This is a genomic window from Cytobacillus sp. FSL M8-0252, from assembly GCF_038007345.1.
Taxonomy (GTDB): domain Bacteria; phylum Bacillota; class Bacilli; order Bacillales; family Cytobacillaceae; genus Cytobacillus; species Cytobacillus kochii.
Genome location: NZ_JBBOWZ010000001.1, coordinates 3,485,704 through 3,511,702, shown reverse-complemented (window position 1 = coordinate 3,511,702; position 25,999 = coordinate 3,485,704). Strand labels below are relative to the sequence as shown.

Below are 25,999 nucleotides of genomic sequence, written 5' to 3'. Positions count from 1 at the left end.
TATTAAACAACTCCAATTTATAATATTGTAAGTGGTGCTGCTATGCGCTAAAGAAGTGGCCATCACCTAAAAATTTCTACAGTTCCCACCTCCACAAATACCATATACTTCATCAAATTCTGTAAATCTCTTCGTTAAAGAACGATAGCCCTATGAATTTCTATTCCTAATTTTTCTTTATTCTTTTAGACATGATAAAATATAGAATAGATAATGGCTTTTTCGAAGTGTATTCAATGAAATGACTTTGTAAGAAGCGAAGGAGGTTGGTGGCGAGATGACAAAGAAAAAACTCGTATTAATAGATGGAAATAGTATTGCTTATCGAGCTTTTTTTGCTCTTCCATTATTAAATAACGATAAAGGCATACATACGAATGCAGTCTATGGATTTACGATGATGCTTATGCGCATTTTGGAAGATGAAAAACCTACTCATATTCTTGTTGCATTTGATGCCGGTAAAACTACGTTTAGACATAAAACGTTTACTGAATATAAAGGTGGAAGGCAAAAAACGCCGCCAGAACTTTCAGAACAGTTCCCGGTGATTAGAGAGTTACTAGATGCTTATCAAATTGCTCGGTATGAGCTAGAGAATTATGAAGCAGATGATATTATTGGCACGTTATCTTTAATAGCTGAACAAGATGATTTTGAAGTAAAGGTCATTTCAGGGGACAAAGACTTAACACAGCTAAGTTCGGAAAAGACAACAGTAGGAATTACGAAAAAGGGGATTACTGATATAGAAGAGTACACCCCTCAGCATATCGAGGAAAAGTATGGTATCTCACCTGAACGTATCATTGATATGAAAGGGCTAATGGGAGATAGCTCCGATAATATCCCGGGTGTGCCAGGTGTCGGGGAGAAAACTGCACTAAAATTATTAAAGGAGTTTGGGACATTAGAACAATTAGTTCAATCGATAGATCAAGTGAGTGGTAACAAATTAAAAGAGAAGTTAGAGGAATTTCAAGACCAAGCTTTAATGAGTAAAGAATTAGCAACAATTTTAAGAGAAGCGCCGATTGAAGTAGAGCTAGATAAAATAGCTTATGAAGGATGGAATGAAGATAAACTATATCATTTATTTAAAGACCTCGGTTTTAATTCTTTATTAGAAAAGATAAGCTTTGATTTAGCAGAAGACGGAACAGCCGAGCTTGAAGAAATTAATTTTGAGATTGTTACTGATTTTACCGAGGAACAATTGGATGGAGATAGTGCATTATATATCGAGGTGTTAGAGGATAATTATCATTACGCAGATATTCTTGGAATTGCAGTCACAAACAAAAATGGAAACTTCTTTATTTCAACAAAAAACGCTTGTCAATCGAATGTGTTTAAAAAATGGGCAGAAGATGATGCCTCTCCAAAGGTCGTATATGATGCGAAAAGGTCTGAAGTCTCGCTAAGACATCATGGTATTCATTTAAAAGGTATCCACTTTGATATCCTTTTAGCAGCTTATATTATCAACCCTTCTGAAACAATTGAAGATTTAGCTTCTATTGCGCGTAATCACGGATACTCTGCAGTTCAATCCGATCAAGCTTTTTATGGGAAAGGAGCAAAAAGGAGTATTCCAAAGGAAGAAGAGCTTGCTCCTCATATTGTAAGGAAAGCAGTGGCAATGGATTCGCTTTATGAAAAATTGGATACGTCGCTACAAACGAACCAGCAGTCTGCTCTTTTTTACGAATTAGAATTACCCTTATCATTGATTCTTGCTGATATGGAATCGGCAGGTATTAAAGTGGATTTGAAACGCCTGCGTTCAATGGGAACAGAGCTATTAGAGAAACTTGCGGCCATTGAGAATCGAATTCACGCGTATGCTGGAGAAGCATTTAATATTAATTCTCCGAAACAATTAGGGGTAATCTTATTTGATAAGCTGCGTTTACCAGTTATGAAGAAAACAAAAACGGGCTATTCTACTTCAGCAGATGTATTAGAAAAATTAGAATCCAAACATGAGATTATCAAAGAAATCCTTGAATATCGTCAATTAGCGAAACTACAATCCACCTATATTGAAGGTTTACTAAAGGTGGTCAATAAAGAAACGGATAAAGTGCATACCCGTTTTAATCAAGCGTTAACGCAAACGGGGAGATTAAGTTCTACAGACCCTAACTTACAAAATATCCCGATTCGCTTAGAAGAAGGTAGAAAGATTAGACAAGCATTTATTCCTTCAAAGAAAGATTGGGTTATTTTTGCAGCAGATTATTCACAGATTGAATTAAGGGTTCTCGCTCATATTGCAGGTGACGAAAAGCTAATCTCCGCATTCAAGGAAGATTTAGATATCCATACGAAGACAGCTATGGAAGTTTTTCATGTTTCAAAAGAAGAAGTGACGGCAAATATGCGGCGTCATGCAAAGGCAGTTAACTTTGGGATTGTTTACGGGATAAGTGATTACGGCCTTTCACAAAGTCTATCTATCACAAGAAAAGAAGCTGGAGAATTTATTGATCGCTATTTAACAAGCTACCCTGCAGTTAAACAATATATGGAAGATATTGTGCAAGAAGCAAAACAAAAAGGGTTCGTAGAAACTTTACTTCACCGTCGTAGATATTTACCGGAAATCACAAGTCGGAATTTTAATCTTCGCAGCTTTGCGGAAAGAACGGCTATGAATACACCCATTCAAGGAAGTGCCGCAGATATTATTAAAAAAGCGATGATAGACATGGCTGATCGCTTAGAGAATGAACAATTACAATCCAAGCTTTTATTACAAGTGCATGATGAACTGATATTTGAAGCACCGGTAGAAGAAATAGAAAAACTGAAAGAAATTGTTCCAGATGTAATGGAGCATGCCGTAGAGTTAAAAGTACCGTTAAAAGTAGATTATTCATACGGCCCAACATGGTTTGATGCGAAGTAAGTGAGTTCACAATCGGATTGAAAAAAGGAGTCATTATGGATGCCTGAATTACCTGAGGTAGAAACAGTAAGAAGAACTTTAGAAGAGTTGATTATCGGAAAGACGATTGACCAAGTGTTGGTACACTGGCCGAAAATGGTGAAAGAACCGGACGATGTCGTTCGATTTACAAAGGCGCTAGAAGGGGAAACATTTAAAGCGGTTGCCCGTCGCGGAAAATTTTTGATTCTTTATACGGATGATCTTGCCCTTGTTTCTCATTTACGAATGGAAGGGAGATACGGGGTTTATCCGAAATCAGAAACGATTGATAAACATACACATGTGATTTTCTCCTTTACGGATGGAACAGAGTTAAGGTATAAAGATGTGCGCAAATTTGGCACCATGCATTTATTTAAGCGTGGAGATGAGCTTGGTCAACTACCACTTTCACAATTAGGTGTAGAACCTTTATCAGATGCCTTTTCGCCAAAGATATTACAAAATTTATTGAATAAGACAGCACGGCCCATTAAGGCGGCTCTCTTGGATCAAAAACTAATTGTAGGCTTAGGCAATATATATGTCGATGAATCTTTGTTTAAAGCAGGTATTCACCCAGAGCGCTCTGCTAAAACATTAACAAAAGAGGAAGTAGAAAAGCTTTATTCGGAAATTAAAGCAACATTGTCCGAAGCTGTGGAACGAGGAGGCAGTACGATACGTTCTTATGTGAACTCCCAAGGCCAAATAGGATTATTTCAGTTAGAGCTATTTGTGTATGGGCGGCGTGGAGAGGAATGTAAAGTTTGTGCTACACCGCTTGAGAGAATCATTGCTGGAGGACGTGGGACTGTTTATTGTCCACAATGTCAGCCGAAATAAAATAACCACATTTTTCTTTTGTCATCTTAGCCTAGATTATAGATAACATTGGATGGGCTTCTTCCATATAATATGTTAGCCATTTCATGGAAGGAGCTCTTTTAAATGACGCAGATGATGACACTTATAATACTAGCTATAGCTGTTAGCTTAGATAGTTTTAGTGTAGGTTTAACGTATGGATTAAGAAAAATGAAGATTCCAATTAAATCGATTTTAATTATTGCTTGTTGTTCAGCTTTTACTCTTCTCATTTCAATGGGGATTGGTCATACAATAGCAAAGTTTATTTCACCTGCTTTTGCAAACAGTATTGGGGGTATTATCCTTATTGTATTAGGTGCTTGGGTACTGTATCAGTTTTTCCGCCCTGAAAAGGAAAAGGATAAAGATGCTCTTCCACATGAGAAAATTCTTTTGAATTTTGAAATCAAGTCTTTGGGTGTAGTTATTAACATTTTAAGAAAACCGATGGTAGCCGATATTGATAAGTCAGGTACAATTACTGGTATTGAAGCCTTTTTATTAGGGTTTGCTTTGTCACTGGATGCGTTTGGTGCAGGTATTGGAGCGGCTATGCTTGGGTTTTCACCATATTATTTAGCTATATGTGTTGCGGTTATGAGTTCATTATTTGTTTTTGGTGGGATGAGTATTGGCTCGATATTTTCTAAATCTCAATGGATGCAACGATGTTCGTTTATACCAGGATTAATTTTAATTATACTTGGAATCTGGAAAATTTAATTTGATAAAAAGGTGTGAGAGTAAGAATGACAGTTATTATCGGACTCACTGGTGGAATTGCAAGCGGTAAAAGCACAGTTTCCACCATGTTTAAAGAAAGAGCAATTACAGTAATAGATGCAGATGTTGAAGCGAAACGAGCAGTTGAAAAAGGTGCGGCTGCTTATGATGAAATTGTCTCTCATTTTGGCCAAGAGATTCTTCTAGAAAATGGGGAGATTAACCGTCAAAGATTGGGTTCCATTGTTTTTTATAGTGAAGAAGAAAGAATGAAGCTCAACAGTATTGTCCACCCGGCTGTTAGGAAGAGAATGAACGAGCAAAAGGACGAGGCAGTTGCTAATGGTGAAAAAATGGTCGTTCTAGATATCCCGCTCTTATTTGAAAGTAAACTCACATATATGGTGGATTACACCGTTTTAGTGTATGTTAATAAAGAAAATCAGCTTCAGCGGTTGATGGAGAGAAATGGTTTTGATGCAGAAGAAGCGAATGCGCGTATTCGATCACAAATGCTATTGGAAGAAAAAGTACAGCTAGCGGATTTTTTAATTGATAATAATGGCGATCTCGCTAGTACAGAGAAGCAACTAGATGATTTACTGTTACAATTAAAAGATAAACAGTAAAACACAATTACTACTTAGACTTCTACGTTTCATTAGTAATATTTCAACCCTTTTCGTCCACAATAATAAGTGGATTATTTTTTTTCACTTAAGAAATAGGGCGTAAAGATGCATTTTTCACGTAATGTCACGCGTTTTATGCTCTCTTTACATCCACAATATTTCTGAATAGTGGAACTTTAAAATATCCGCAATTTGCTCATCACATTTTGTGGTTAATATGTTATACTATTAGCATGAAAATGGTTAAAAAAGTATAACATTTATACGGAAGGGGCCGTAAGATGAAGGCGAAAATAGCGATTAATGGGTTTGGGAGAATAGGACGAATGGTGTTTAGAAAGGCCATTCTTGATGATACATTGGAAGTAGTAGCAATAAATGCTAGTTATCCTCCAGAAACGTTAGCACATTTAATTAAATATGATTCTACTCATGGTGCATTCCAAGGTGAAGTGATTCCCGAAGATGATGCGCTTGTAGTGAACGGAAAAAGAGTTCAATTACTAAGCAATCGTAACCCTGAGGAACTTCCTTGGAAACAAATGGAGATTGATATCGTTGTTGAAGCTACAGGTAAGTTCAACTCAAAAGATAAAGCGATGCTTCATTTAAATGCAGGTGCCAAGAAAGTTGTTTTAACGGCTCCAGGGAAAAATGAAGATGTAACCATTGTGATGGGTGTGAATGATGAAGCGCTTAACATTGCTGAACATGATGTGATTTCTAATGCTTCTTGTACAACAAACTGCTTAGCGCCAGTTGCAAAAGTATTAGAAGATAAGTTCGGCATTGAAAACGGTTTAATGACGACTGTACATGCGTATACAAATGACCAAAAGAACCTTGATAATCCACATAAGGATCTTCGCCGTGCTAGAGCTTGCGCGCAGTCAATTATTCCTACTTCAACAGGAGCAGCGAAAGCATTGTCTCTTGTGTTACCACAATTAAAAGGCAAGTTACATGGGATGGCTCTTCGTGTGCCGACGCCAGATGTATCACTTGTTGATTTAGTTGTTGATTTAAAGAGGGATGTAACAATTGATGAGGTAAATGCTGCGTTTGAAGATGCGGCACAAAATGAATTAAAAGGTATATTAGATATAACAGAAGAACCACTTGTTTCAATCGATTTCACAACAAATCCACACTCTGCTATTATTGATGGGCTTTCCACAATGATGATTGGTGAGAATAAAGTAAAAGTTTTAGCTTGGTATGATAACGAGTGGGGTTATTCTTGTCGTGTAGTTGACTTGGTGAAATATGTAGCTGAAGAACTAAATAAATCTGCAGTGAACGCATAATTTTATGTAGGCAATCCTTTAATGGGATTGCCTTTTTTGCATTTTTACTATGTAGGTAAAATGAAATGTTAAACTGATTACTACATAGATGATCACAGGTTGGGGCAATCTTTTAAATAAAAAAAGCTTTTTGTTTGTCTTTTCGTTGCGTATTTCTGAATGATGTCTCTGGAAAATTTGAATAAATTGTGACATTTCCCTTGGTTAATGGAGGGGATGAACACTGATGATAACAATGTTTAGTCCCCTTTCTTTATGTGAAAATGTAATTATTATTGAAATTCACTTAAATAAATTTTCTAGGATTTATTGCAAAAGAACATTAAACAAAGTATACTAAAAATCGTGAACTTCTCAACGAGTAAGGCGCTAAATGGCTACTTAAAGGGTTAGGACCTCTTTGGACTAACTTTCCCCCGTGGTAGTTATATGCTTTGCCCAGTAGAAATTCATGTCAATTAGTAAAGGGGGAAATTTGAATATGGAAACAATGGGTCGTCACGTCATCTCAGAGCTTTGGGGATGCGATTTTGAAAAATTGAATGATATGTCATTTATTGAGCAAACATTTGTAGCAGCTGCACTAAAATCAGGGGCAGAAGTGCGAGAGGTGGCATTCCATAAATTTGCACCACAAGGTGTAAGTGGGGTTGTCATTATTTCAGAGTCGCATTTAACTATACACAGTTTTCCGGAGCATGGCTATGCAAGCATCGATGTTTATACTTGCGGTGATCTTAATCCTCACATCGCGGCTGACTATATAGCAGAAGCTTTAGGTGCTGATACACGTGAGAATATAGAAATTCCTCGTGGAATGGGTCCTGTTCAAGTTAAGAACGCAACAAAAGCCAATGTGTTATAATAAAGAAGAAGTCTTCAAGAGTGCAAGCGAATAATTGCACTCTTTTTATTATGAAAAAAACATATCTACTTGTACTAACAACTCCTTTTTTATATGATAGTAAGTAAAGATACATTTTAGGAACGTAAAGATGAGACGGAGTTGATTGTATGAAATGCCCTTCATGCCAACATAATAATACTCGTGTGCTAGACTCTCGTCCTGTTGATGAAGGTAAATCGATACGAAGACGAAGAGAGTGTGAAAAATGTGGTTATCGGTTTACAACTTTTGAAAAGGTAGAGGAAATTCCTTTGATTGTTGTGAAAAAAGAAGGAACAAGAGAAGAGTTTAGCAGAGAGAAAATATTGCGTGGACTAATAAAAGCTTGTGAAAAACGACCGGTTGCATTAAAAGAACTAGAGGATATCACTTTTCAAGTTGAAAAGGAATTAAGAAGCAACGGAGTATCAGAAGTGAAAAGTGATGATGTTGGCGAAATGGTTATGGACAGGCTAGTGAAAGTTGACGATGTCGCCTATGTTCGCTTTGCTTCTGTTTATCGTCAATTCAAAGATATTAATGTATTTATAGAAGAGCTAAAAGAGTTAATGAAGAAGGAACAAGCGTAAAGGTGAGCAAATAGGCTAAAGTGAATTTAGCTTCTTTGCTCATTTTTTTCAAGATATGAAAGAAAGAAGGTATTTTTCATGGCCCAGCATTGGACTGAAGTCATCCCTAGTGATCATTATACAGTGGCTTTAAATGGGCTGTTACATGACTATGATCGAAAAATCTTAGTATTTCTTTATCAGCCACTTATTGGGACAATTGCGTACAGTTTATATATGACCTTATGGATGGAAGTGGAGGAAAACCGTATTTGGTCTTCATCTTCGCGTAACCATCATGGTCTGATGAGTATGATGGACTTAAGTTTAAAAGAAATTTATGAAGCAAGAAAAAAACTTGAAGGAATTGGCTTGCTAAAAGTTTATGTGAAAGAAGGGGAAAATCGTGAATTTATTTATCAATTACAGCCACCCCTCTCTCCAAGTACATTTTTCTTAGATGGTATGCTCAATATCTTTCTTTATAAAAAAATCGGTAAAACTCAATATACGAGACTAAAGCGTTTTTTTAGTGATGAGGAGTATTCAAACCTCCATCTTGATTATAAGGATGTAACAACAGCCTTTCATGAGGTTTATACATCTGGTCACCAGCTTGCTAAAGAGTATAATGATGACTTATCTGTTTCTCCTAAAGGTGAATGGGTAGATAGAATGGAAGCGGATAAAATTCAAATTCCATGGCAAACATTTAATTTCTCGTTATTGGAAGCTGGCCTTAGTGAATCACTTGTTCCCCGAAAAGCACTTACGCAAACAGTAAAGGATGCCATTAGTAATTTGGCGTTTTTATATGATATTGATGTTATGGAAATGAAGAATATTCTTATAAGCGCGATGAACGAAGATGATGAAGTTGAGATGGATGAATTGCGGAAATCGGCAAGGGATTGGTATCAAATAAATCATCGTGACGAATTGCCATCATTAATTACGCAAACTCAGCCTGTTCATAGTCTCTCAATAACTGAAAAGCCAAAAAGTAAAGAAGAAGAGCTTATTCAATACTTTGATACAACTTCGCCTATTCAATTTTTGAAAGATTTATCTGGGGGGGCGGAACCTTCAAAAGCGGAATTGAAAATACTTGAAGATGTGATGTTTCACCAAAAGTTGCCTCCCGGTGTGATGAATGTTTTGATTGATTATGTGATGCGTAAAACAGATAAAAAGCTGACAAAGGCATATGTGGAAACAATCGCAAGTCATTGGGCGAGAAAGAGCATTCAAACTACGGCTAATGCCATGGCTTTGGCGAAGAAAGAACACCAACAATATTTGAAATGGGCAGAGAATAAAAAAGTAGGGAAACGTTCATCCAAATCTAATACGAAAAAAGCTGTCACGAGGACAGAGCTTTTACCTGATTGGTTTGACGAGGAAACAAGTAAAAATGAGACTGTCGTCCAACAGAAGCAGGATAAGAAAGATGATCATGTAGATCTTAATATGAAAGAATTTCAAGAACTAATGAAGAGAAGAAACGGGGGTGGACAATAGATGGAAAGAATCAATGATACGCTTAAAAAACTTGCTGGAAATCAAGATTTTAAAACGAGATATGAAAAGCAACGAGCAGAGACTTTAAATGATCCAGATGTCCGTGCCTTTTTGACGGCACATAAGGATGAACTGTCAGCAGATATGGTTGAAAGAAGCTTAATTAAATTGTATGAATATAGCAAGCTAAGTAAGGAATGTAATCGCTGTCCGAGCCTAGATAGTTGTATCAATTTTATGCAAGGCTACCACCCAGAGCTCGTCATTGAACGTGGACTGATTGATATTAAATATGATAAATGCCCACGAAAGCAAATCCATGATGAAAAAAGAAAAAATGAGAAGTTGATTCAAAGTTTATATGTCCCTAAAGACATACTAAATGCAACCTTTGATACGGTGTACAATGATGATGGAAAAAGAATGGAAGCAGTCAATAAAGCTCTTAGCTATTGTATGAATTTTAAAAAGGGTGATGGTCAGAAGGCGTTATATTTATACGGCCAATTTGGTGTCGGTAAATCATATTTATTAGGTGCGATTGCCAATGAACTTGCACTGAAGCAAGTTTCATCAATGATTGTCTATGTGCCTGAATTATTTAGGGAATTGAAAAGCTCAATTAGTGATTCGACTTTAAATGATAAACTTGAAGCTATTCGATCAGCTTCTGTACTTATGTTTGATGATATGGGTGCAGAAACGATGTCAAGTTGGACAAGAGATGAAATTTTGTCGCCGATTCTACAATATCGTATGCTTGAAAAGTTACCGACCTTTTTCACCTCAAACTTTGATTATAAAGGACTTGAACATCATCTTACCTATAGTCAACGAGGGGAAGAGGAGCGGATGAAGGCAAGAAGAGTAATGGAGAGAATTAAGTATTTAACCGATCCTGTGCTTGTCGAAGGACCGAATCGAAGGGTTTAGGCAAGATAATTTTCAATAGTTTTTCTTCATGACTTCTATTTTGGCCAAGTCTCCCATATATATGAATCAGATAGATGTTAAGGGGGGATTTGGTTGATAGAGATCATTTTCCGGAATAAGCATGAAGCCGAGGAGCTGTTTCAGCACGCAATCCGGATTCAGAACTATACGGAAGGCGAAACGACAATTCTTCATAATGAAGGTCAATATATAGTAAGAATGTATCCTGAACAATGCAGTGGACGATCTATTGAAGAAGTAAAACGAACATTTTCTGCTTTTTTAATGGAGAGTAAATGCGATAGTTGGTTTAGAAAGATAATGGCCGAAAAGTTTTATTATCAAGATTCAGAAGAACAACAACAAATTCTTGAAATCATTCATTCCATATTGGAAGGGCAAAGAGAAGATTTATCTACTTTTTTACATAGAGTGGATATACACGAGCAATTACGATCGGCTATAGATCGCCTAGTGCATGATGATATCTCTTTTTCCTATGATGCTTTTATAAAGTTTCGTCTTAAACCGCTTTTAGACGATATGACAAAGTATGTTGAGTTGTCTATTGATGAATATAAAATGGAACAGGAATATCAAATGTTTATTCAAACCTTAAGAGACTTTATTAAGGATAGAGAAAGTAAGTTACCCACGATTCATTTATATTTAGGTGAAGAAGTTCGCTTTTTTAATCAGCATTTCGAAGAGCTTTCTCGAATGGACCTAACGGCGATGATAGATAGAAGATTATTAATTAATCACCCTGTCTATGTAGATTCAGTTACAATCGCACCATTACTCTCAATCGCTCCTCAGGAAATATGTTTATATAGTGAAAGTGAGGAACAACCTTTAGTTCGTACAATTAAAAATATTTTTGAAGAGAGATTGGAAATCCTTCATATAAGTGAATTTAATATGCGTAAACAGCATGCATGTAAAAATATAAGTGAACCCTCTTGATTTTCCGTAAATTAAAAACTATAATACTTACATATTGAAATTATCAATGAACAGTAATGATAAGGATATGGGTATTCTTTTACGGTTTATAGAGAGGGAAGACAAGGCTGCAATCTTCCTAACACGAATGGAATGCTTACCACCTTTGAACTCCAATACATAAAGATGTCTAAGGCGTCGATTAAGTATTGGCGGCAACAAGACCGTTAACTTGCTACGAGTCACTTTTTTAAAGTGAGAAGTAGGGTGGAACCACGTGTATATGATACTCGTCCCTTTTATTAGGGGCGAGTTTTTTATTTTTCAAAAACAAGGAGGAAGTTATGATGTCAGAAATGATTAAAGTTTCGTTTCCAGATGGAGCAGTAAAGGAGTTCTCCAAAGGAACAACAACGGAAGAAATCGCATCATCAATCAGCCCTGGCTTAAAAAAGAAAGCCATAGCAGGTAAAGTGAATAATGAATTATTCGACCTTCGTCGTCCAATTGAAGAGGATGCGGCTGTGGAGATCATTACCCAAGGCAGTGATGAGGCGCTTGAAATTATGCGTCACAGTTCCGCTCATTTAATGGCGCAAGCGATTAAACGTTTATATAAAAACGTTAAATTAGGTGTAGGTCCTGTTATTGAGAGTGGCTTCTACTACGATATCGATATGGAGGAGTCATTAACACCTGAAGATCTACCGAAAATCGAGAAAGAAATGAAGAAAATCATCAATGAAAATATTGAGATTGTTCGTAAAGAAGTGAGTAGAGACGAAGCTTTAAAAATCTATGAGGAGATTGGCGACGAATATAAGGTTGAACTGATTGGCGCCATTCCAGAAGGTGAAACAGTTACCCTTTATGAACAAGGCGAATTCTTTGATCTTTGTCGAGGGGTTCATGTTCCTTCTACAGGGAAAATTAAAGAATTTAAGCTTTTAAGTATTGCTGGCGCATATTGGCGTGGAGATAGCGACAATAAGATGCTACAACGGATATATGGTACTGCATTCTTTACAAAAGATGACTTAAACGAACACTTGCGTTTGCTTGAAGAAGCAAAAGAGCGTGATCACCGTAAAATTGGTAAGGAATTAAGCCTCTTTACGAACTCCCAAAAGGTTGGACAAGGGTTACCGCTATGGTTACCAAAAGGCGCAACAATTCGCCGTAATATTGAACGTTATATCGTGGATAAAGAAGTGCGTTTAGGCTATGACCATGTATATACACCAATTATGGCAAATGTGGAACTTTACAAAACTTCAGGACACTGGGATCACTATCAAGAAGATATGTTCCCTGTAATGAAAATGGATAATGAGGAGCTTGTTCTTCGTCCAATGAACTGTCCTCATCATATGATGATTTATAAACAAGGAATCCATAGCTATAGAGAATTACCAATCCGTATCGCTGAATTAGGTACAATGCATCGCTATGAGATGTCTGGAGCATTATCAGGATTGCAACGTGTACGTGGTATGACATTAAATGATGCCCATCTATTCGTTCGTCCAGACCAAATTAAAGAAGAATTTATACGCGTTGTTAATTTAATTCTCGAAGTATACAAAGACTTTGACATTAATGATTATTCGTTCCGCCTATCTTATCGCGATCCTGAGGATACTGAAAAGTATTTTGATGATAATCAAATGTGGGAAAAGGCACAATCGATGTTAAAAGAAGCAATGGATGAGATTGGCTTGCCATACTATGAAGCCGAAGGGGAGGCCGCATTCTACGGTCCTAAGCTTGATGTACAAGTAAAAACAGCTCTAGGTAAAGAAGAAACGTTATCAACTGTTCAGTTAGACTTCTTGCTTCCTGAACGTTTTGACTTATCTTATGTTGGGGAAGATGGCAAGCCGCATCGCCCTGTTGTTATTCACCGTGGTGTTGTTTCAACGATGGAACGTTTTGTTGCTTTCCTTATCGAAGAATACAAAGGTGCATTCCCAACATGGCTAGCTCCTGTTCAAGTCCAGGTTATTCCAGTTTCAAATGATATCCATTTTGATTATGCGAAAAAAGTAAAAGAAGATTTACAGCTTGCAGGAATTCGCGTTGAAATCGATGATCGTAATGAAAAAATGGGTTATAAAATTCGTGAAGCACAAATGCAGAAAATCCCATATATGCTCGTTGTCGGCGATAATGAAGTAAGTGAACAGGCGGTTAATGTACGTAAATATGGGGAACAAAAATCAGAAACCATCTCCTTTAATGAATTTAAACAATTGATTGAGAAGGAAGTTCAAAGAGGATAAAAATATTACAAACAACGTGTATGATCGTATCCCAGAGTCTTTATCCATGCTTAACTCAAAACGTCACTTTATGCATGTTGTTAAGCTGGATAAAGGTGGGTACAAAAAAATTTCAAAAGTTGTTGCCAAACACCGCAACTTTTGATATCATTTTCTATGTTGTGAAAAAACAATACCATTTGACAAATATTATGCTTTGTGATATATTTTCTAAGGTAATTTGAATACAGTTTGAGTAAAGAAGAAGCGCCCGCTTCTCACCTGATTGACGCTTTTAGGCAGTTAGCAGGTTTACGTGAATTTTAACATTGTACGTAATGTGTGGGTGTCTTCACCCGCACTTTTTTATTTGCCTCAATTGTATCACTCGGTGCAGCTGGAAGCTTCTTTTAGAAAAGTGACCCAAACATTGTGTTCATATAAAACCATGGAGGTGTCTAACTATTAGCAAAGATATGTTGTTAAACGAGGGTATCCGTGCCCGTGAAGTTCGTCTTATTGACCAGAATGGCGAGCAACTAGGAATCAAATCTAAAAATGAAGCGCTAGAAATAGCAGCACGTGTAAATCTTGATCTTGTTCTTGTAGCACCGAATGCAAAGCCTCCTGTAGGCCGTATCATGGACTACGGTAAGTTTAAGTTCGAGCAACAGAAGAAAGACAAAGAAGCACGTAAAAATCAAAAAATTATCAGTGTTAAAGAAGTTCGCCTTAGTCCAACGATAGAGGAACATGACTTTAATACAAAGCTTCGTAACGCAATCAAATTCCTTGAAAAAGGCGATAAAGTAAAAGCTTCCATTCGTTTTAAAGGTCGTGCGATTACGCATAAGGAAATTGGACAGCGTGTTCTTGTTCGATTTGCAGAGGCTTGCTCTGAAGTCGCAACAGTTGAATCTCATCCGAAAATGGATGGCCGAAGCATGTTTATGATACTTGCACCTAAAAACGAAAAGTAAGAGGAGGAATTCCACATGCCAAAAATGAAAACTCACCGTGGTTCTGCTAAGCGTTTTAAAAGAACAGGATCTGGAAAATTAAAACGTTCTCACGCTTACAGAAGCCATATGTTCGCGAATAAATCTCAAAAACAAAAACGTAAGCTTCGTAAAGGTACTCTTGTATCTACTGGTGATTTCAAGCGTATCCGCAATATGTTAGTAGGTCTTAAGTAAACTCGCAAAATAGGAGGGAAATATTATGCCACGTGTAAAAGGCGGTACAGTTACTCGCAAACGTCGTAAAAAGGTATTAAAATTAGCTAAAGGTTATTACGGTTCTAAACATACATTATATAAAGTTGCTAACCAACAAGTAATGAAATCTTACAACTATGCTTATCGTGATCGTCGTCAGAAAAAACGCGACTTCCGTAAGTTATGGGTTACTCGTATTAACGCAGCTGCTCGTATGAACGGTCTTTCTTATAGCCGTTTAATGCACGGATTAAAACTAGCTGGTATCGAAGTAAACCGCAAAATGCTTGCAGAATTAGCTGTTTCTGATGCAAATGCATTCGCAGAATTAGCAAATGTTGCAAAACAAAACCTTTCTAAATAAGAAAGTTTAAGAGTCGCTCTTTCGGGGGTGGCTTTTTTTGTTATGATTTTAGTCTATTGAAGTGGAAGAAAACGAAATATACTCCTGCAAAGTTCAAGTATATGTTAGTGAGCATCTCAAGCGTATTAAACTAAAGACCTTTGGCACGAGTACGAACTTATAAATTCGATTAATTTACTTTATCAGCTATAATTTCGATAACGAAATGAGAATAGGGGTGTAATGAATGATTTTTGCTATCATAATCGTCTTTTTTATAATGAATGGCATTGCGGCAATTATGATGAAAATAGATAAAAGAAAAGCGCAAAAGGGAGAATACCGCATTAGTGAGCAAAATCTGTGGCTGGTTGCTCTTTTGTTTGGAGCTATAGGAATGACTTGGGGAATGAGGAGTTATAGACATAAGACAAAGCATTTTTCTTTTAAATTTGGTCTTCCTATCTTATCTGTGTTACAGTTGATATTCCTCGTTTACCTCATCATGGAGTGGGCATAATTTTAGTGCCCTTGCCATATGATGTACTAACATCCAAGAATCTTATAGTTCATGGAAGGTGGGCGTTTATCAGGTGAATGAACATCTTGCTCTTGCAAAGGGGATTATTGAGACAGCAGGTATTCTCGCTCCATTCGCATTTATTTTATTTCATATTTTGCGGCAGTTCCTTTTTATCCCTGTGCCACTTGTTTGTATTGCTGGTGGTGTATTGTTTGGCAGTTTATTTGGTAGTATTTTATCTCTAGTAGGGTTAATGTTATCTTGTTTATTTTTTTATGTATTAATTTATCAACTTCCTACCTTTCATGAAAAACTGTCTCATTTAAAAAAGAAATGGTTTGGAGAATATCGTAATTTAACCATTGGTCAAATTTCCATTCTTCGTTTGATTCCATTTATTCATTTTCATTTACTTAACTTTTGCTTGCTAGAAAAAAACCCGAAATTTCGTGATTTCTGCAAAGGTGCTTTGTTAACAAATATACCATTAGCAATCTTTTATACTGTTTTTGGTGAATTTATCAGTAGATTTACACCAACAATGATTGTTATGATTCTACTGTCTTTGTCCATTCTTCTCTATCTCATTAGAGAGAAAGTGACTGTGATAAAATGGCAAGAATTTTTTAAAACAACAAAGGTGAAAAAAGTTTCATAAATGAAAGGTTAGGGTCGTGTATCCTGGCTTTTTTTTGTTTATTGACTTTGAGAGGGGAATTATTTGATTGCAGAAAAAGAGGAAAATACTGATGTAATAAAAATCTAGCAAATGCTACTTAGAGATATAAATATAGCCCCAACAAACTTTGTAAAAGTTTGTTGGGGCTTAAAGTTTGGGCTCATCTTTCACTGGTTACGCTTTTTATCCATTAGCTCTTTCACAGGGCTCTTCCAGTCGATTTTTGCATTCATATAATGGTTTTTTAATTTGCTTTCGATAAACATAAAGTCCTCGCCAACAAGTCCTTGTAACTCTGATGGCTGATGAGGCCAAATGAAAATTGAAACCACATCAAAGGAGTTATCTGTTGTACCTAGATATTTTTCACCTTCAAACATAACCCCTTTATAAGTAATGAAGAAATTTTTCTGAGCGTTATTTGCGTCGTCATAAAAAAAATATTTTTTTTGTTTATGAGCTTTTTCTAATTTACGCATCGGATTTGTAACATACTTAACAGCACTATATATGAGCAAAATAATCAAAATGATTAGTAATAGGCGAATGATCAATAACATTAAGAATACCCCTTTGTACATTTTTTAAGTGTTTACGAATAAAAACGAAAAAGGTTTCAACTTTGTTTAAATTTGTTATAATTTTTTTGTTATGTAAAAAATAATTGGCTCTTTAATCGAAAAAACTGAGGGACATTTACGGTTTATATACCCATTAGTAAGTAATTTTATGCAACATGATAATAACATCATTCTATAATAAGATGAGGGATAAACAATGACGAATATATTAAACATTAAATTGATTCGCAATGATGCTAAAATGCCTTACCGTGCAAATGAGGGGGACGCTGGGCTAGATTTATTTTCAGTTGAAGATGTAATCATACCATCAGGACAGTCAGCTTTAATTAGCACAGGTATTCAGATGGAGTTACCAAAAGGAACGGAAGCACAAGTAAGGCCAAGAAGTGGTTTAGCTCTTAAACATAGTGTAACGGTTTTAAATAGTCCAGGGACGATTGATGAGGGCTATAGAGGCGAAGTGAAGATTATCTTGATTAATCATGGAAAAGAAGAATTCCGTGTAGAAAAACATATGAGAATTGCCCAAATGGTAATCGCACCAGTTTTTCAAGTTGAGCTTGCCCAAGTAAGTGATTTAACACAATCAGAAAGAAACAGTGGAGGGTTTGGTTCATCCGGAAAATAAGTGAGCGTCTAAACCTCAAAGTACCTTTAAGTCTTCCCGCTTGTTAACACATATGTATAAGTTCTATAGAAATGAAGTACAGTAAGAAGTAGTTTAAGTTTTTACAAAAGAAGGACTAACCATGTATAATGGGCTTAAATAATATTAAGGGAGTCGAAATATGTCTAAGCTTGATGAAACATTAACGATGCTAAAAGAACTAACTGATGCAAGAGGGGTTCCAGGTAACGAACGAGAAGTGCGTGAAGTGATGAAAAAATACATAGAACCCTTAGCTGATGAATTATCAACTGACGGACTTGGTAGTTTAATCGCTAAAAAAATTGGTCAAGCAGATGGGCCAAAGATTATGGTTGCTGGTCATTTAGATGAAGTAGGTTTTATGGTGACAAGTATTGATAATAAAGGGTTTTTGCGGTTTCAAACAGTTGGAGGCTGGTGGTCTCAAGTGATGTTAGCCCAACGTGTGACGATTGTAACATCTAAAGGAGATGTGACTGGGGTAATTGGTTCGAAGCCACCACATATTTTGCCAGCAGAAGCGCGTAAGAAAACAATTGAAATCAAGGATATGTTCATTGATATCGGTGCTTCTAGCCGTGAAGAGGCATTAGGTTGGGGCGTAAAACCAGGGGATATGGTTGTTCCATATTTTGAATTCACTGTGATGAACAATGAGAAAATGTTACTTGCGAAAGCTTGGGACAACAGAATCGGTTTGGCGATTGCAATTAAAGTGCTAGAAGGTTTGAAAAATGAGAACCATCCAAATACAGTATATGCGGTTGGAACGGTACAAGAAGAAGTTGGCTTGCGTGGGGCAAAAACAGCTGCACAAATGATTAAGCCTGATATCGGTATCGCTGTTGATGTTGGGATACCAGGAGATACACCAGGTGTAACAGAAAAGGATGCGTTAAGTAAATTAGGTGATGGTCCTCAAATTATTCTCTATGACGCTTCTATGGTGTCACATAAAGGTTTAAGAGATTTTGTAACAAATACAGCAGATGAGCTCAATATTCCATATCAGTTTGATTCTGTACCAGGTGGTGGAACGGATGCAGGTTCCATACATTTAACATATAAAGGTGTGCCAGCGCTTTCAATTACAATTGCAACAAGATATATTCATTCACATGCGGGTATTCTTCATCGTGATGATTTTGAAAACGCAGTAAAACTGATTACAGCTGTTATTAAAAGACTAGATAACGATACAGTTGCAAAAATAACTTTTGAATAGAAAAAAACAGCCTGATGAAAGGCTGTTTTTTTTCTTATTGTAAGCCGTTTTCTAACGTCTCTAGCATTTCTTTCTTTTCAGTTTCAGATGAATTTTGCCAAATGACTTCAAATAATACGCCAAGGCCAGGGAGCATTTTCTCTTCGCCTGTTTGTATAGCATCAACAATAGTATCTTTTAATTCATCTTGTGAATTACCTGAAACATTGTGTAAGATGGCATTACGTAAATTTAAGTTCATAAAAGTAAACACATCCTTCGTTAGAATTCGTTACGATTATAGGGTTTCTCATTTAAGATTTATTATGTATGTGTTTTTCGGTATAATGAAATATTAATGGCACGTGTTTTATTGAAGGAGCGAAAAAATGAAGTACATACAATCAGCAAAAAATCCACAGGTGAAGCAGTGGAAAAAGCTTCTCAAAAGGAAAGAAAGAGATATAACAGGTACTTTTCTTGTTGAAGGATTTCATCTTGTTGAAGAAGCATTAAAAGAAAATCGTGTAAAAGAGTTAATGATTAGTGAGGAAAAGGATATACCAAAAAGCTGGAATGTAGGAAACTGTTCCGTTTATATCCTACCGCCACATGTGATTGGAGACTTAACTGATACACAAACACCGCAAGGAATTGTGGCCGTATGTTATCAAGAAGAAGAGAGGTCTTTCGATTCGCTTGGTTTGAAGAAATTATTACTATTAGATGAAGTGCAAGATCCCGGAAACTTAGGAACAATGATTCGTACAGCTGATGCGGCTGGCATGGATGCGGTTATCATCGGTCACGGCACAGTGGACCCTTATAATCCAAAGGTTTTACGTTCTGCTCAAGGTAGTCACTTCCATCTACCAATTATCCATGGCAAGTTGGATGTATGGATGAAGGAGTTAAAGGAAAATAATATTCCTGTATACGGTACAGCATTAGAAGGAGGCAAAGAATATCAAAGCTTTGCTCCACTGGATGAATTTGCATTGCTCGTTGGTAATGAAGGGAACGGTGTAAATAAAGAGTTACTTACACAAACTACAGCCAATCTGTATATTCCTTTATACGGTAAGAGTGAGTCCTTAAATGTAGCTGTAGCAGCAGGTATATTGCTATATTATTTGAGAAACGAATAATGAGTAAAAAAATCGTGAGAACAATTTGAATGTCGACTCATAATGTAATATAATAAATAGCAAAATGAAATAATTAAAAGCTATGATAGAGACAAAGTAAAGTATGTTTTGTTCATAATAGGGAGAAAATGCCTGAGACTGAAAGCATTTTTATGAGCGACTTACTCGAAATTTCAGCTCTTGAGCAGACATCGGGACCATCGAATATTTTCGATGTAAAGATGCACCGGCTTTTTGCCGTTATCGAAATGAAGCGAATATAGCATGTTTTTTATTGTTGTATTAAAAAGGGTGGTACCGCGATTCCAAACCTCGTCCCTTTCATGGGATAAGGTTTTTTATTTTGTCAAAAAAGTATTAAAAGGAGGAGTTTCAAGATGCAAGAGCGTTTAAAAGAATTGCAAGCAGAAGCGTTAGAGAAGGTTTCTGCGGCAATGGATTTAAAAGAATTAAATGATATCCGCGTTGCTTATTTAGGTAAGAAAGGCCCGATCACAGAAGTACTAAAAGGAATGGGGAAACTTTCTGCAGAAGAACGTCCGAAAATGGGTGCATTAGCAAATGAAGTGCGTGATCAAATTACGCAAGGAATAACGGCAAAACAAGTGCAGTTAGAAGAAGCGCAAATTCAAGCTAAGCTTGCTGCAGAAACGATTGATGTGACATTACCAGGTCGTCCTGTACATACCGGTAATCATCATTCATTAACAAGGGTTGTTGAAGAAATTGAGGACTTATTCATTGGAATGGGCTATACCGTAGCGGAAGGACCAGAAGTGGAGAAGGATTATTATAATTTTGAAGCATTGAACTTACCAAAAGGTCACCCTGCACGTGATATGCAAGATTCATTCTATATTACAGAGGATATTTTATTACGCACACATACTTCGCCTGTGCAAGCTAGAACGATGGAAAAGCATGAGGGGAAAGGTCCAGTGAAAATCATTTGTCCAGGAAAAGTATTCCGTCGTGATAATGATGATGCGACTCACTCTCATCAATTTATGCAAATTGAAGGACTTGTGATAGATGAAAATATTCGAATGACAGACTTAAAGGGTACGCTAGAAGTATTTGCGAAAAAAATGTTTGGTGAAGAGAGAGAAATTCGCCTTCGTCCAAGTTTCTTCCCATTTACTGAGCCATCTGTAGAAATGGATATTTCTTGTATGATTTGCTCTGGAAAAGGCTGTAATGTATGTAAAAAAACCGGTTGGATTGAGATCTTAGGTGCAGGAATGGTACACCCAAATGTCCTTGAAATGGCAGGATTTGATTCTAAAAAATATACAGGTTTTGCCTTTGGCATGGGAGCTGAGCGTATTGCCATGTTAAAATACGGTGTCGATGATATTCGTCATTTCTATACAAATGATAGTAGATTCTTAAAGCAATTCTCAATTCATGAATAAAGGGGGAGGACAACGATATGTACGTTTCATATAAATGGTTACAAGAATATGTTGACTTATCTGGGATTACACCAGAAGAATTAGCAGAGAAGATCACAAAGAGCGGAATCGAAGTTGAAGGTGTAGAGACACTTGATGAAGGAATTAAGGGTGTCGTCGTCGGCTATGTATCTGAAAAACAGAAACATCCAAGTGCTGATAAATTAAATATTTGTCAAGTAGACCTTGGCGATGGCGAACTTGTGCAAATCATTTGTGGGGCTCCTAATGTTGATAAAGGACAAAAGGTAGCAGTTGCAACTGTAGGTGCAGTATTACCGGGGAATTTTAAAATTAAAAAAGCAAAATTACGTGGTGAAGCTTCGAATGGTATGATTTGTTCTCTTCAAGAACTAGGCTTTGAAAGTAAGCTAGTCGCTAAAGATTATAGTGAAGGTATCTATGTGTTTCCAGCAGATACAGAGCTTGGAACCAATGCATTAGAGCAATTGCACAGAGATGATCAAGTATTAGAACTAGGGTTAACACCGAACCGTGCAGATTGCCAAAGTATGCTTGGTGTTGCCTATGAAGTCGCTGCTATTTTAGAAAAAGATGTGAAGTTACCGCAGACAAAGGTAGAGACTGTTTCTGAGAGGGCCGCTGATTACATCACTGTAAATGTAGAAGCAGCAGATGATAACCCATTATATGTCGCTAAAGTAATTAAAAATGTAAAAATCGCTCCGTCACCACTATGGTTACAAGTTCGTTTAACAGCAGCTGGTATTCGTCCACATAATAATGTTGTTGATATTACGAACTATATTTTGCTTGAATACGGTCAGCCTTTACACGCGTTTGATTATGATCGCCTAGGTTCGAAAGAGATTCTTGTTCGCCGTGCCAACCAAGGTGAAAAAATCACTACGCTTGATGATGCTGAGAGAGAATTAACAACAGATCACCTAGTTATCACAAATGGGGAAGTACCAGTTGCTTTAGCTGGTGTAATGGGTGGAGCGAATTCAGAAGTTGGTAATGAAACAACGACCGTACTACTTGAATCAGCTTATTTCACTGGAGGTGCGATTAGAAAGTCCTCGAAAGATCACGGATTAAGGAGTGAAGCGAGTGCGCGTTATGAAAAAGGTGTTGATCCACAGCGTGTTCGTCCAGCAGCAGAAAGAGCAGCGCAATTACTCACGCAATACGCAGGCGGAGAAGTATTAGAGGGATCAGTAGAGGTTGACACGTTAAAAGTAGAACCTGCTGTTATCACCATTACCATTGATAAAATCAATCGTGTCCTTGGAACATCGTTACTAGTGAGTGAAGCAAAAGATATTTTAGAAAGACTGCAATTCACGACAGTGGTTGAAGAGAATGAAATTACAGTAACAGTGCCAACAAGACGTGGTGATATTACAATAGAAGAGGATCTTGTAGAAGAAGTGGGTCGCCTATACGGATACGATAATCTTGCTTCAACATTGCCCGGTGGAACGGCTTCAGCAGGTAGTTTAACGCCTTATCAAAAGAAACGACGTATCGTTCGTCAATACTTGGAAGGGGCGGGATTATATCAAGCCATCACTTACTCATTAACGAGTGAAGATAAAGCGCAAAACTATTCCTTAGAAGCTAGAGACCCAATTAAGCTTGCGATGCCGATGAGTGAAGAGCGTAGTGTGTTACGGCTTAGCTTAACTCCGCATTTACTAGAAGTCCTTAAATATAATAGTGCAAGACAAATTGACGCTACTGCTATTTACGAAACAGGCTCTGTTTTCTTACGTACAGCTGAGAATGAGTTGCCTGAGGAAAAAGAACATTTAGCTGCGGCCATTACAGGTTTATGGGAGTTACATCAATGGCAAGGGGAGAAAAAGCCAGTTGATTTCTTTGTTCTGAAAGGAATTCTAGAAGGATTATTTAGTAAACTTGGTTTGTTAGAACAAATCACGTTTGCCAAATTTGAGAAAGACGGACTACATCCAGGTCGCTCAGCAGAAGTATTTCTAAATGAAACGAGTATAGGGTTTATTGGTCAAGTTCATCCGAATGTTGAAAAAGAATTAGACTTAAAAGAAACGTATGTTTTTGAATTATCATTAGAGAAATTATTACATGCTGAAATTAAACCTTTACGCTATGAAGCTATTCCTCGTTACCCATCTATTACGAGAGATATTGCTTTAGTGGTCGATCAAACAACGACAGCTCAAGCATTAAGTACTGTCATTCGTGAAGCAGGCGGCAAATTACTAAAAGACGTTCATGTATTTGATTTATATGAAGGAGATCGAATGGAAGAAGGTAAAAAATCAATTGCCTATTCACTGAAATATTTTGATCCAGAACGGACTCTTACAGATGAAGATGTTGTAAAAGCCCATGACAAAGTGTTAAAAGCATTAGAAGAAAAAACTGGTGCTGTCCTTCGTGGATAAATAATCATCAAAGTGATACTTACTGTTATTTTTCGGTAGTATCACTTTTTTTGTACAGTGTAGTTGAAAAGAAAAATTACTATTTAAGAGACTATAAATATAGGAAGAAATAAGAGTAAGATAGTGGTAAGATGAGGAATCACTGGTCCCAGAAGAAGCGCCCTGTATTAGAAGTAGAACACAAGCTGAGAGCTTGAGAGGCGCTAGTAAAAGTAGAAATCCGCTCTTCATAAAAGAGCGGAGCCCTATTGCTTTATGCTTTATACTTCTTTATATAAAGAGCTTTTGCTTTATCGGTGTTAGCAAAATGCAGTTTCACAAAGCGCGTTAGAGAATCTTCACCATGGATATGTATTAATTTCGCACCGCATTCGTCAACCTTAGGGCCGGCACCTTTTGTTAGTGGAAAGCCAGCCTTTTTACTTAATTCCTCGAAACGAAGGAGAAACGCATAGCGTGCAAGGATTGATGCAGCTGCGACAGCGATATGTACAGATTCACCTTTCGTACTGAAATATACATTTTCTCTTTGTATATTGGCTTGAGATTTTAAATAATTATAATATACTCCTTCTTGAGCAAATTGATCGATTAAGACGGCGTCTGGCTTCTCTGGAGACATTTTTTCAAGCACACTATTAATAGCTTGGTTATGAAGGAGAGCTTTTAGTTTTCCTTGAGACATTCCTTTTTGTTGCATGTTGTTATATTTTTCATTATGTAGTGTAAGTAAACTAAAGGGAATGACATCTTTAATTTGTTTAGCGATTTGGATAATTCTCTGATCATTTAAATTCTTAGAGTCTTGCACGCCAAGCTCTTTTAATAGTGGGATGTTTGTTGCACTTACATAAGCTGCTACTACAGTCATTGGTCCAAAGTAATCTCCTGTCCCAACTTCATCTGAGCCCACAACTGATAGGGATGCAAAATGATCCGGTAATTTGGATCCTTTTGGCGAGCTGGCTTTCTTTTTCGGTGCGACTTCGCTATTAGAGCCCCCCCATTTATCAGCTTCTGATTGACAGCCTGCTCCTTGAAATAATACTTTACCTGATTTGTAGGCAGTAATTGTACAATTGTTTGTTTTGGCAGTGAAAATACTACCGGGAGGCTGTTTCGGTGATAGTAGAGCTTGGTAATGTGTTTTCATTAGTTGAAGTTCTGCTGTAGATTTTTTTAATACTATTTGACTCATAATTGATTCCTCCTATTTTGACAATTCCTCTGTCTTTTTGACAAGCTTTGACTTCCCTCAAAAAATGGTTCGTGTTATGATAATGTTTAGGATTCTTCAGAATGGGGGCTTGTATGTTGTCAAATACTGATAAAAACCGGACAAGGGTTGATATATATGGTATCCCGTATACAATTGTCGGCACGGAGAGCTCCAGCCACATCCGTTTAGTTGCATCCATGGTGGATGAAACAATGAGAGATATTAGTGCAAAGAATCCTTCGCTCGATATTAGTAAACTTGCTGTTTTAACAGCTGTGAACACAATGAACGATTATTTGAAACTTAAAGACGAAGTAGAACGTCTTAAAGAAGAATTAAATAGAGTAAAGGACTGACACGAATTATGCTTGATCTTGCCATTATTATCATGTTAATCTTCGGGTTTTTCATAGGTCTACGAAGAGGATTAATTCTTCAAGCTATCCATCTATTAGGCTTTATTGTCGCCTTCGTTGTGGCAAGACTATACTATGAGCCTTTAGCTCCTAAATTAACCTTATGGATTCCATATCCGAACTTCGGGAATTCACAGCTTGAAACGATTTTAGGTAACACAGACTTAGAGACAGCTTATTATCGCGCAATTGCATTTGCAATCATTTTCTTTGCAGTTAAGATTGTATTACAAATTATCGGCAGTATGCTAGATTTTCTCGCAAGTTTTCCGATATTAAAACAATTAAACAGTTGGGCTGGAAGTATTTTAGGATTTATAGAAGTTTATCTTATCATGTTTATCTTATTATACATAGCAGCATTATTACCAATAGATAGTGTGCAGTCAACTCTAGACGGCTCGTTTATGGCAAACTTTATTATTGAGCACACACCAGTGTTATCCCAGCAGATAAAAGAGTTATGGATTGATTATGTAGCTTCTTAACTTCTCTACCTTAGGAAGAGAAGTTTTCTTTATTTAAAGCCAATCTTTTTTTTTTGATAGGTCACCAATAAGAGGCGGACTGTCTGGAACGGTGGAAATA

At 36.9% G+C, this 25,999-nt stretch carries 26 protein-coding genes and 3 other annotated features; of the genes, 23 read left to right on the top strand and 3 right to left on the bottom strand.

Features of this window, described 5'->3' with window-relative positions:
* Positions 1-277: 277 nt before the first annotated feature.
* The 16 genes from polA to MKX83_RS17585 all read left to right on the top strand — a co-directional run bounded on the left by polA (position 278) and on the right by MKX83_RS17585 (position 16,323).
* Positions 278-2,914 (top strand): DNA polymerase I, encoded by a 2,637-nt coding sequence (gene polA / locus MKX83_RS17660; RefSeq protein ID WP_095372315.1) that lies wholly within the window; start codon positions 278-280, stop codon positions 2,912-2,914.
* Positions 2,915-2,953: 39 nt separating this feature from the next.
* A complete protein-coding gene (gene mutM / locus MKX83_RS17655; RefSeq protein WP_341056777.1) occupies positions 2,954-3,781 on the top strand; it encodes a DNA-formamidopyrimidine glycosylase in 828 nt (275 codons plus the stop codon).
* A 105-nt stretch (positions 3,782-3,886) separates the two neighbouring features.
* Positions 3,887-4,528, top strand: coding sequence for a sporulation membrane protein YtaF (ytaF, locus tag MKX83_RS17650; RefSeq protein WP_095372317.1), 642 nt, complete (start codon positions 3,887-3,889; stop codon positions 4,526-4,528).
* 26 nt (positions 4,529-4,554) lie between these two features.
* The gene (gene coaE, locus MKX83_RS17645; RefSeq protein WP_095372318.1) at positions 4,555-5,157 is read left to right on the top strand and encodes a dephospho-CoA kinase; all 603 of its coding nucleotides are present in this window, start codon (positions 4,555-4,557) and stop codon (positions 5,155-5,157) included.
* Between the two features lie 284 nt (positions 5,158-5,441).
* Positions 5,442-6,467 (top strand): glyceraldehyde-3-phosphate dehydrogenase, encoded by a 1,026-nt coding sequence (locus tag MKX83_RS17640; protein ID WP_095372319.1) that lies wholly within the window; start codon positions 5,442-5,444, stop codon positions 6,465-6,467.
* 481 nt (positions 6,468-6,948) lie between these two features.
* Positions 6,949-7,332: an adenosylmethionine decarboxylase gene (gene speD, locus MKX83_RS17635; RefSeq protein ID WP_095372320.1), complete on the top strand. Its 384-nt coding sequence runs from the start codon at positions 6,949-6,951 to the stop codon at positions 7,330-7,332.
* 149 nt (positions 7,333-7,481) lie between these two features.
* Positions 7,482-7,943: a transcriptional regulator NrdR gene (gene nrdR, locus MKX83_RS17630; RefSeq protein WP_095372321.1), complete on the top strand. Its 462-nt coding sequence runs from the start codon at positions 7,482-7,484 to the stop codon at positions 7,941-7,943.
* Between the two features lie 78 nt (positions 7,944-8,021).
* Positions 8,022-9,443, top strand: coding sequence for a replication initiation and membrane attachment family protein (locus tag MKX83_RS17625; protein ID WP_341056771.1), 1,422 nt, complete (start codon positions 8,022-8,024; stop codon positions 9,441-9,443).
* A complete protein-coding gene (dnaI, locus tag MKX83_RS17620) occupies positions 9,444-10,376 on the top strand; it encodes a primosomal protein DnaI (protein WP_095372322.1) in 933 nt (310 codons plus the stop codon). It begins immediately after the preceding gene.
* Positions 10,377-10,469: 93 nt separating this feature from the next.
* A complete protein-coding gene (gene ytxC, locus MKX83_RS17615) occupies positions 10,470-11,342 on the top strand; it encodes a putative sporulation protein YtxC (RefSeq protein ID WP_157733922.1) in 873 nt (290 codons plus the stop codon).
* Positions 11,343-11,389: 47 nt separating this feature from the next.
* Positions 11,390-11,622, top strand: a binding site (T-box leader).
* A gap of 46 nt (positions 11,623-11,668) precedes the next feature.
* The gene (thrS, locus tag MKX83_RS17610; protein ID WP_095372324.1) at positions 11,669-13,603 is read left to right on the top strand and encodes a threonine--tRNA ligase; all 1,935 of its coding nucleotides are present in this window, start codon (positions 11,669-11,671) and stop codon (positions 13,601-13,603) included.
* A 232-nt stretch (positions 13,604-13,835) separates the two neighbouring features.
* Positions 13,836-13,956, top strand: a sequence feature (ribosomal protein L20 leader region).
* Positions 13,957-14,058: 102 nt separating this feature from the next.
* Positions 14,059-14,562: a translation initiation factor IF-3 gene (infC, locus tag MKX83_RS17605; RefSeq protein ID WP_095372325.1), complete on the top strand. Its 504-nt coding sequence runs from the start codon at positions 14,059-14,061 to the stop codon at positions 14,560-14,562.
* Positions 14,563-14,577: 15 nt separating this feature from the next.
* A complete protein-coding gene (rpmI, locus tag MKX83_RS17600) occupies positions 14,578-14,778 on the top strand; it encodes a 50S ribosomal protein L35 (protein WP_095372326.1) in 201 nt (66 codons plus the stop codon).
* A gap of 25 nt (positions 14,779-14,803) precedes the next feature.
* Positions 14,804-15,163, top strand: coding sequence for a 50S ribosomal protein L20 (rplT, locus tag MKX83_RS17595; RefSeq protein WP_095372327.1), 360 nt, complete (start codon positions 14,804-14,806; stop codon positions 15,161-15,163).
* 226 nt (positions 15,164-15,389) lie between these two features.
* On the top strand, positions 15,390-15,662 hold the full coding sequence (locus MKX83_RS17590) for a DUF1294 domain-containing protein (protein ID WP_341056763.1): 273 nt from the start codon (positions 15,390-15,392) through the stop codon (positions 15,660-15,662).
* 73 nt (positions 15,663-15,735) lie between these two features.
* A complete protein-coding gene (locus tag MKX83_RS17585) occupies positions 15,736-16,323 on the top strand; it encodes a TVP38/TMEM64 family protein (RefSeq protein WP_095372329.1) in 588 nt (195 codons plus the stop codon).
* Positions 16,324-16,511: 188 nt separating this feature from the next.
* On the opposite strand, the gene MKX83_RS17580 is transcribed toward MKX83_RS17585, so the two are convergent.
* The gene (locus MKX83_RS17580; protein ID WP_095372330.1) at positions 16,512-16,904 is read right to left on the bottom strand and encodes a sigma-w pathway protein ysdB; all 393 of its coding nucleotides are present in this window, start codon (positions 16,902-16,904) and stop codon (positions 16,512-16,514) included.
* 217 nt (positions 16,905-17,121) lie between these two features.
* Between MKX83_RS17580 and dut the strand changes: the two genes are divergently transcribed.
* On the top strand, positions 17,122-17,556 hold the full coding sequence (gene dut / locus MKX83_RS17575) for a dUTP diphosphatase (protein WP_341056756.1): 435 nt from the start codon (positions 17,122-17,124) through the stop codon (positions 17,554-17,556).
* A 160-nt stretch (positions 17,557-17,716) separates the two neighbouring features.
* Complete coding sequence (locus MKX83_RS17570; protein ID WP_095372332.1) at positions 17,717-18,802, top strand: M42 family metallopeptidase; 1,086 nt, start codon at positions 17,717-17,719, stop codon at positions 18,800-18,802.
* Positions 18,803-18,836: 34 nt separating this feature from the next.
* On the opposite strand, the gene sspI is transcribed toward MKX83_RS17570, so the two are convergent.
* Positions 18,837-19,043, bottom strand: coding sequence for a small acid-soluble spore protein SspI (gene sspI / locus MKX83_RS17565; RefSeq protein WP_095372333.1), 207 nt, complete (start codon positions 19,041-19,043; stop codon positions 18,837-18,839).
* A 127-nt stretch (positions 19,044-19,170) separates the two neighbouring features.
* Here sspI and MKX83_RS17560 point away from each other — a divergent pair, with 127 nt between their 5' ends.
* The 3 genes from MKX83_RS17560 (at position 19,171) to pheT (ending at position 23,776) form a co-directional block, all read left to right on the top strand.
* Positions 19,171-19,929: a TrmH family RNA methyltransferase gene (locus MKX83_RS17560; protein ID WP_341056750.1), complete on the top strand. Its 759-nt coding sequence runs from the start codon at positions 19,171-19,173 to the stop codon at positions 19,927-19,929.
* A gap of 73 nt (positions 19,930-20,002) precedes the next feature.
* Positions 20,003-20,252 (top strand) — a binding site (T-box leader).
* Between the two features lie 54 nt (positions 20,253-20,306).
* Entirely contained in the window at positions 20,307-21,344 is a 1,038-nt protein-coding gene (pheS, locus tag MKX83_RS17555; RefSeq protein ID WP_307312687.1) for a phenylalanine--tRNA ligase subunit alpha, read from the top strand.
* Between the two features lie 17 nt (positions 21,345-21,361).
* Positions 21,362-23,776 carry a phenylalanine--tRNA ligase subunit beta gene (gene pheT, locus MKX83_RS17550; protein ID WP_341056746.1) on the top strand — a complete coding sequence of 805 codons (2,415 nt, stop codon included), beginning with the start codon at positions 21,362-21,364 and terminating at the stop codon, positions 23,774-23,776.
* Between the two features lie 253 nt (positions 23,777-24,029).
* On the opposite strand, the gene rnhC is transcribed toward pheT, so the two are convergent.
* Positions 24,030-24,974 carry a ribonuclease HIII gene (gene rnhC, locus MKX83_RS17545; protein WP_322909659.1) on the bottom strand — a complete coding sequence of 315 codons (945 nt, stop codon included), beginning with the start codon at positions 24,972-24,974 and terminating at the stop codon, positions 24,030-24,032.
* Between the two features lie 116 nt (positions 24,975-25,090).
* Here rnhC and zapA point away from each other — a divergent pair, with 116 nt between their 5' ends.
* Both zapA and MKX83_RS17535 read left to right on the top strand, forming a co-directional pair.
* Complete coding sequence (gene zapA, locus MKX83_RS17540) at positions 25,091-25,351, top strand: cell division protein ZapA (RefSeq protein WP_095373635.1); 261 nt, start codon at positions 25,091-25,093, stop codon at positions 25,349-25,351.
* A gap of 8 nt (positions 25,352-25,359) precedes the next feature.
* A complete protein-coding gene (locus MKX83_RS17535) occupies positions 25,360-25,899 on the top strand; it encodes a CvpA family protein (RefSeq protein WP_322909658.1) in 540 nt (179 codons plus the stop codon).
* Positions 25,900-25,999: the final 100 nt, after the last annotated feature.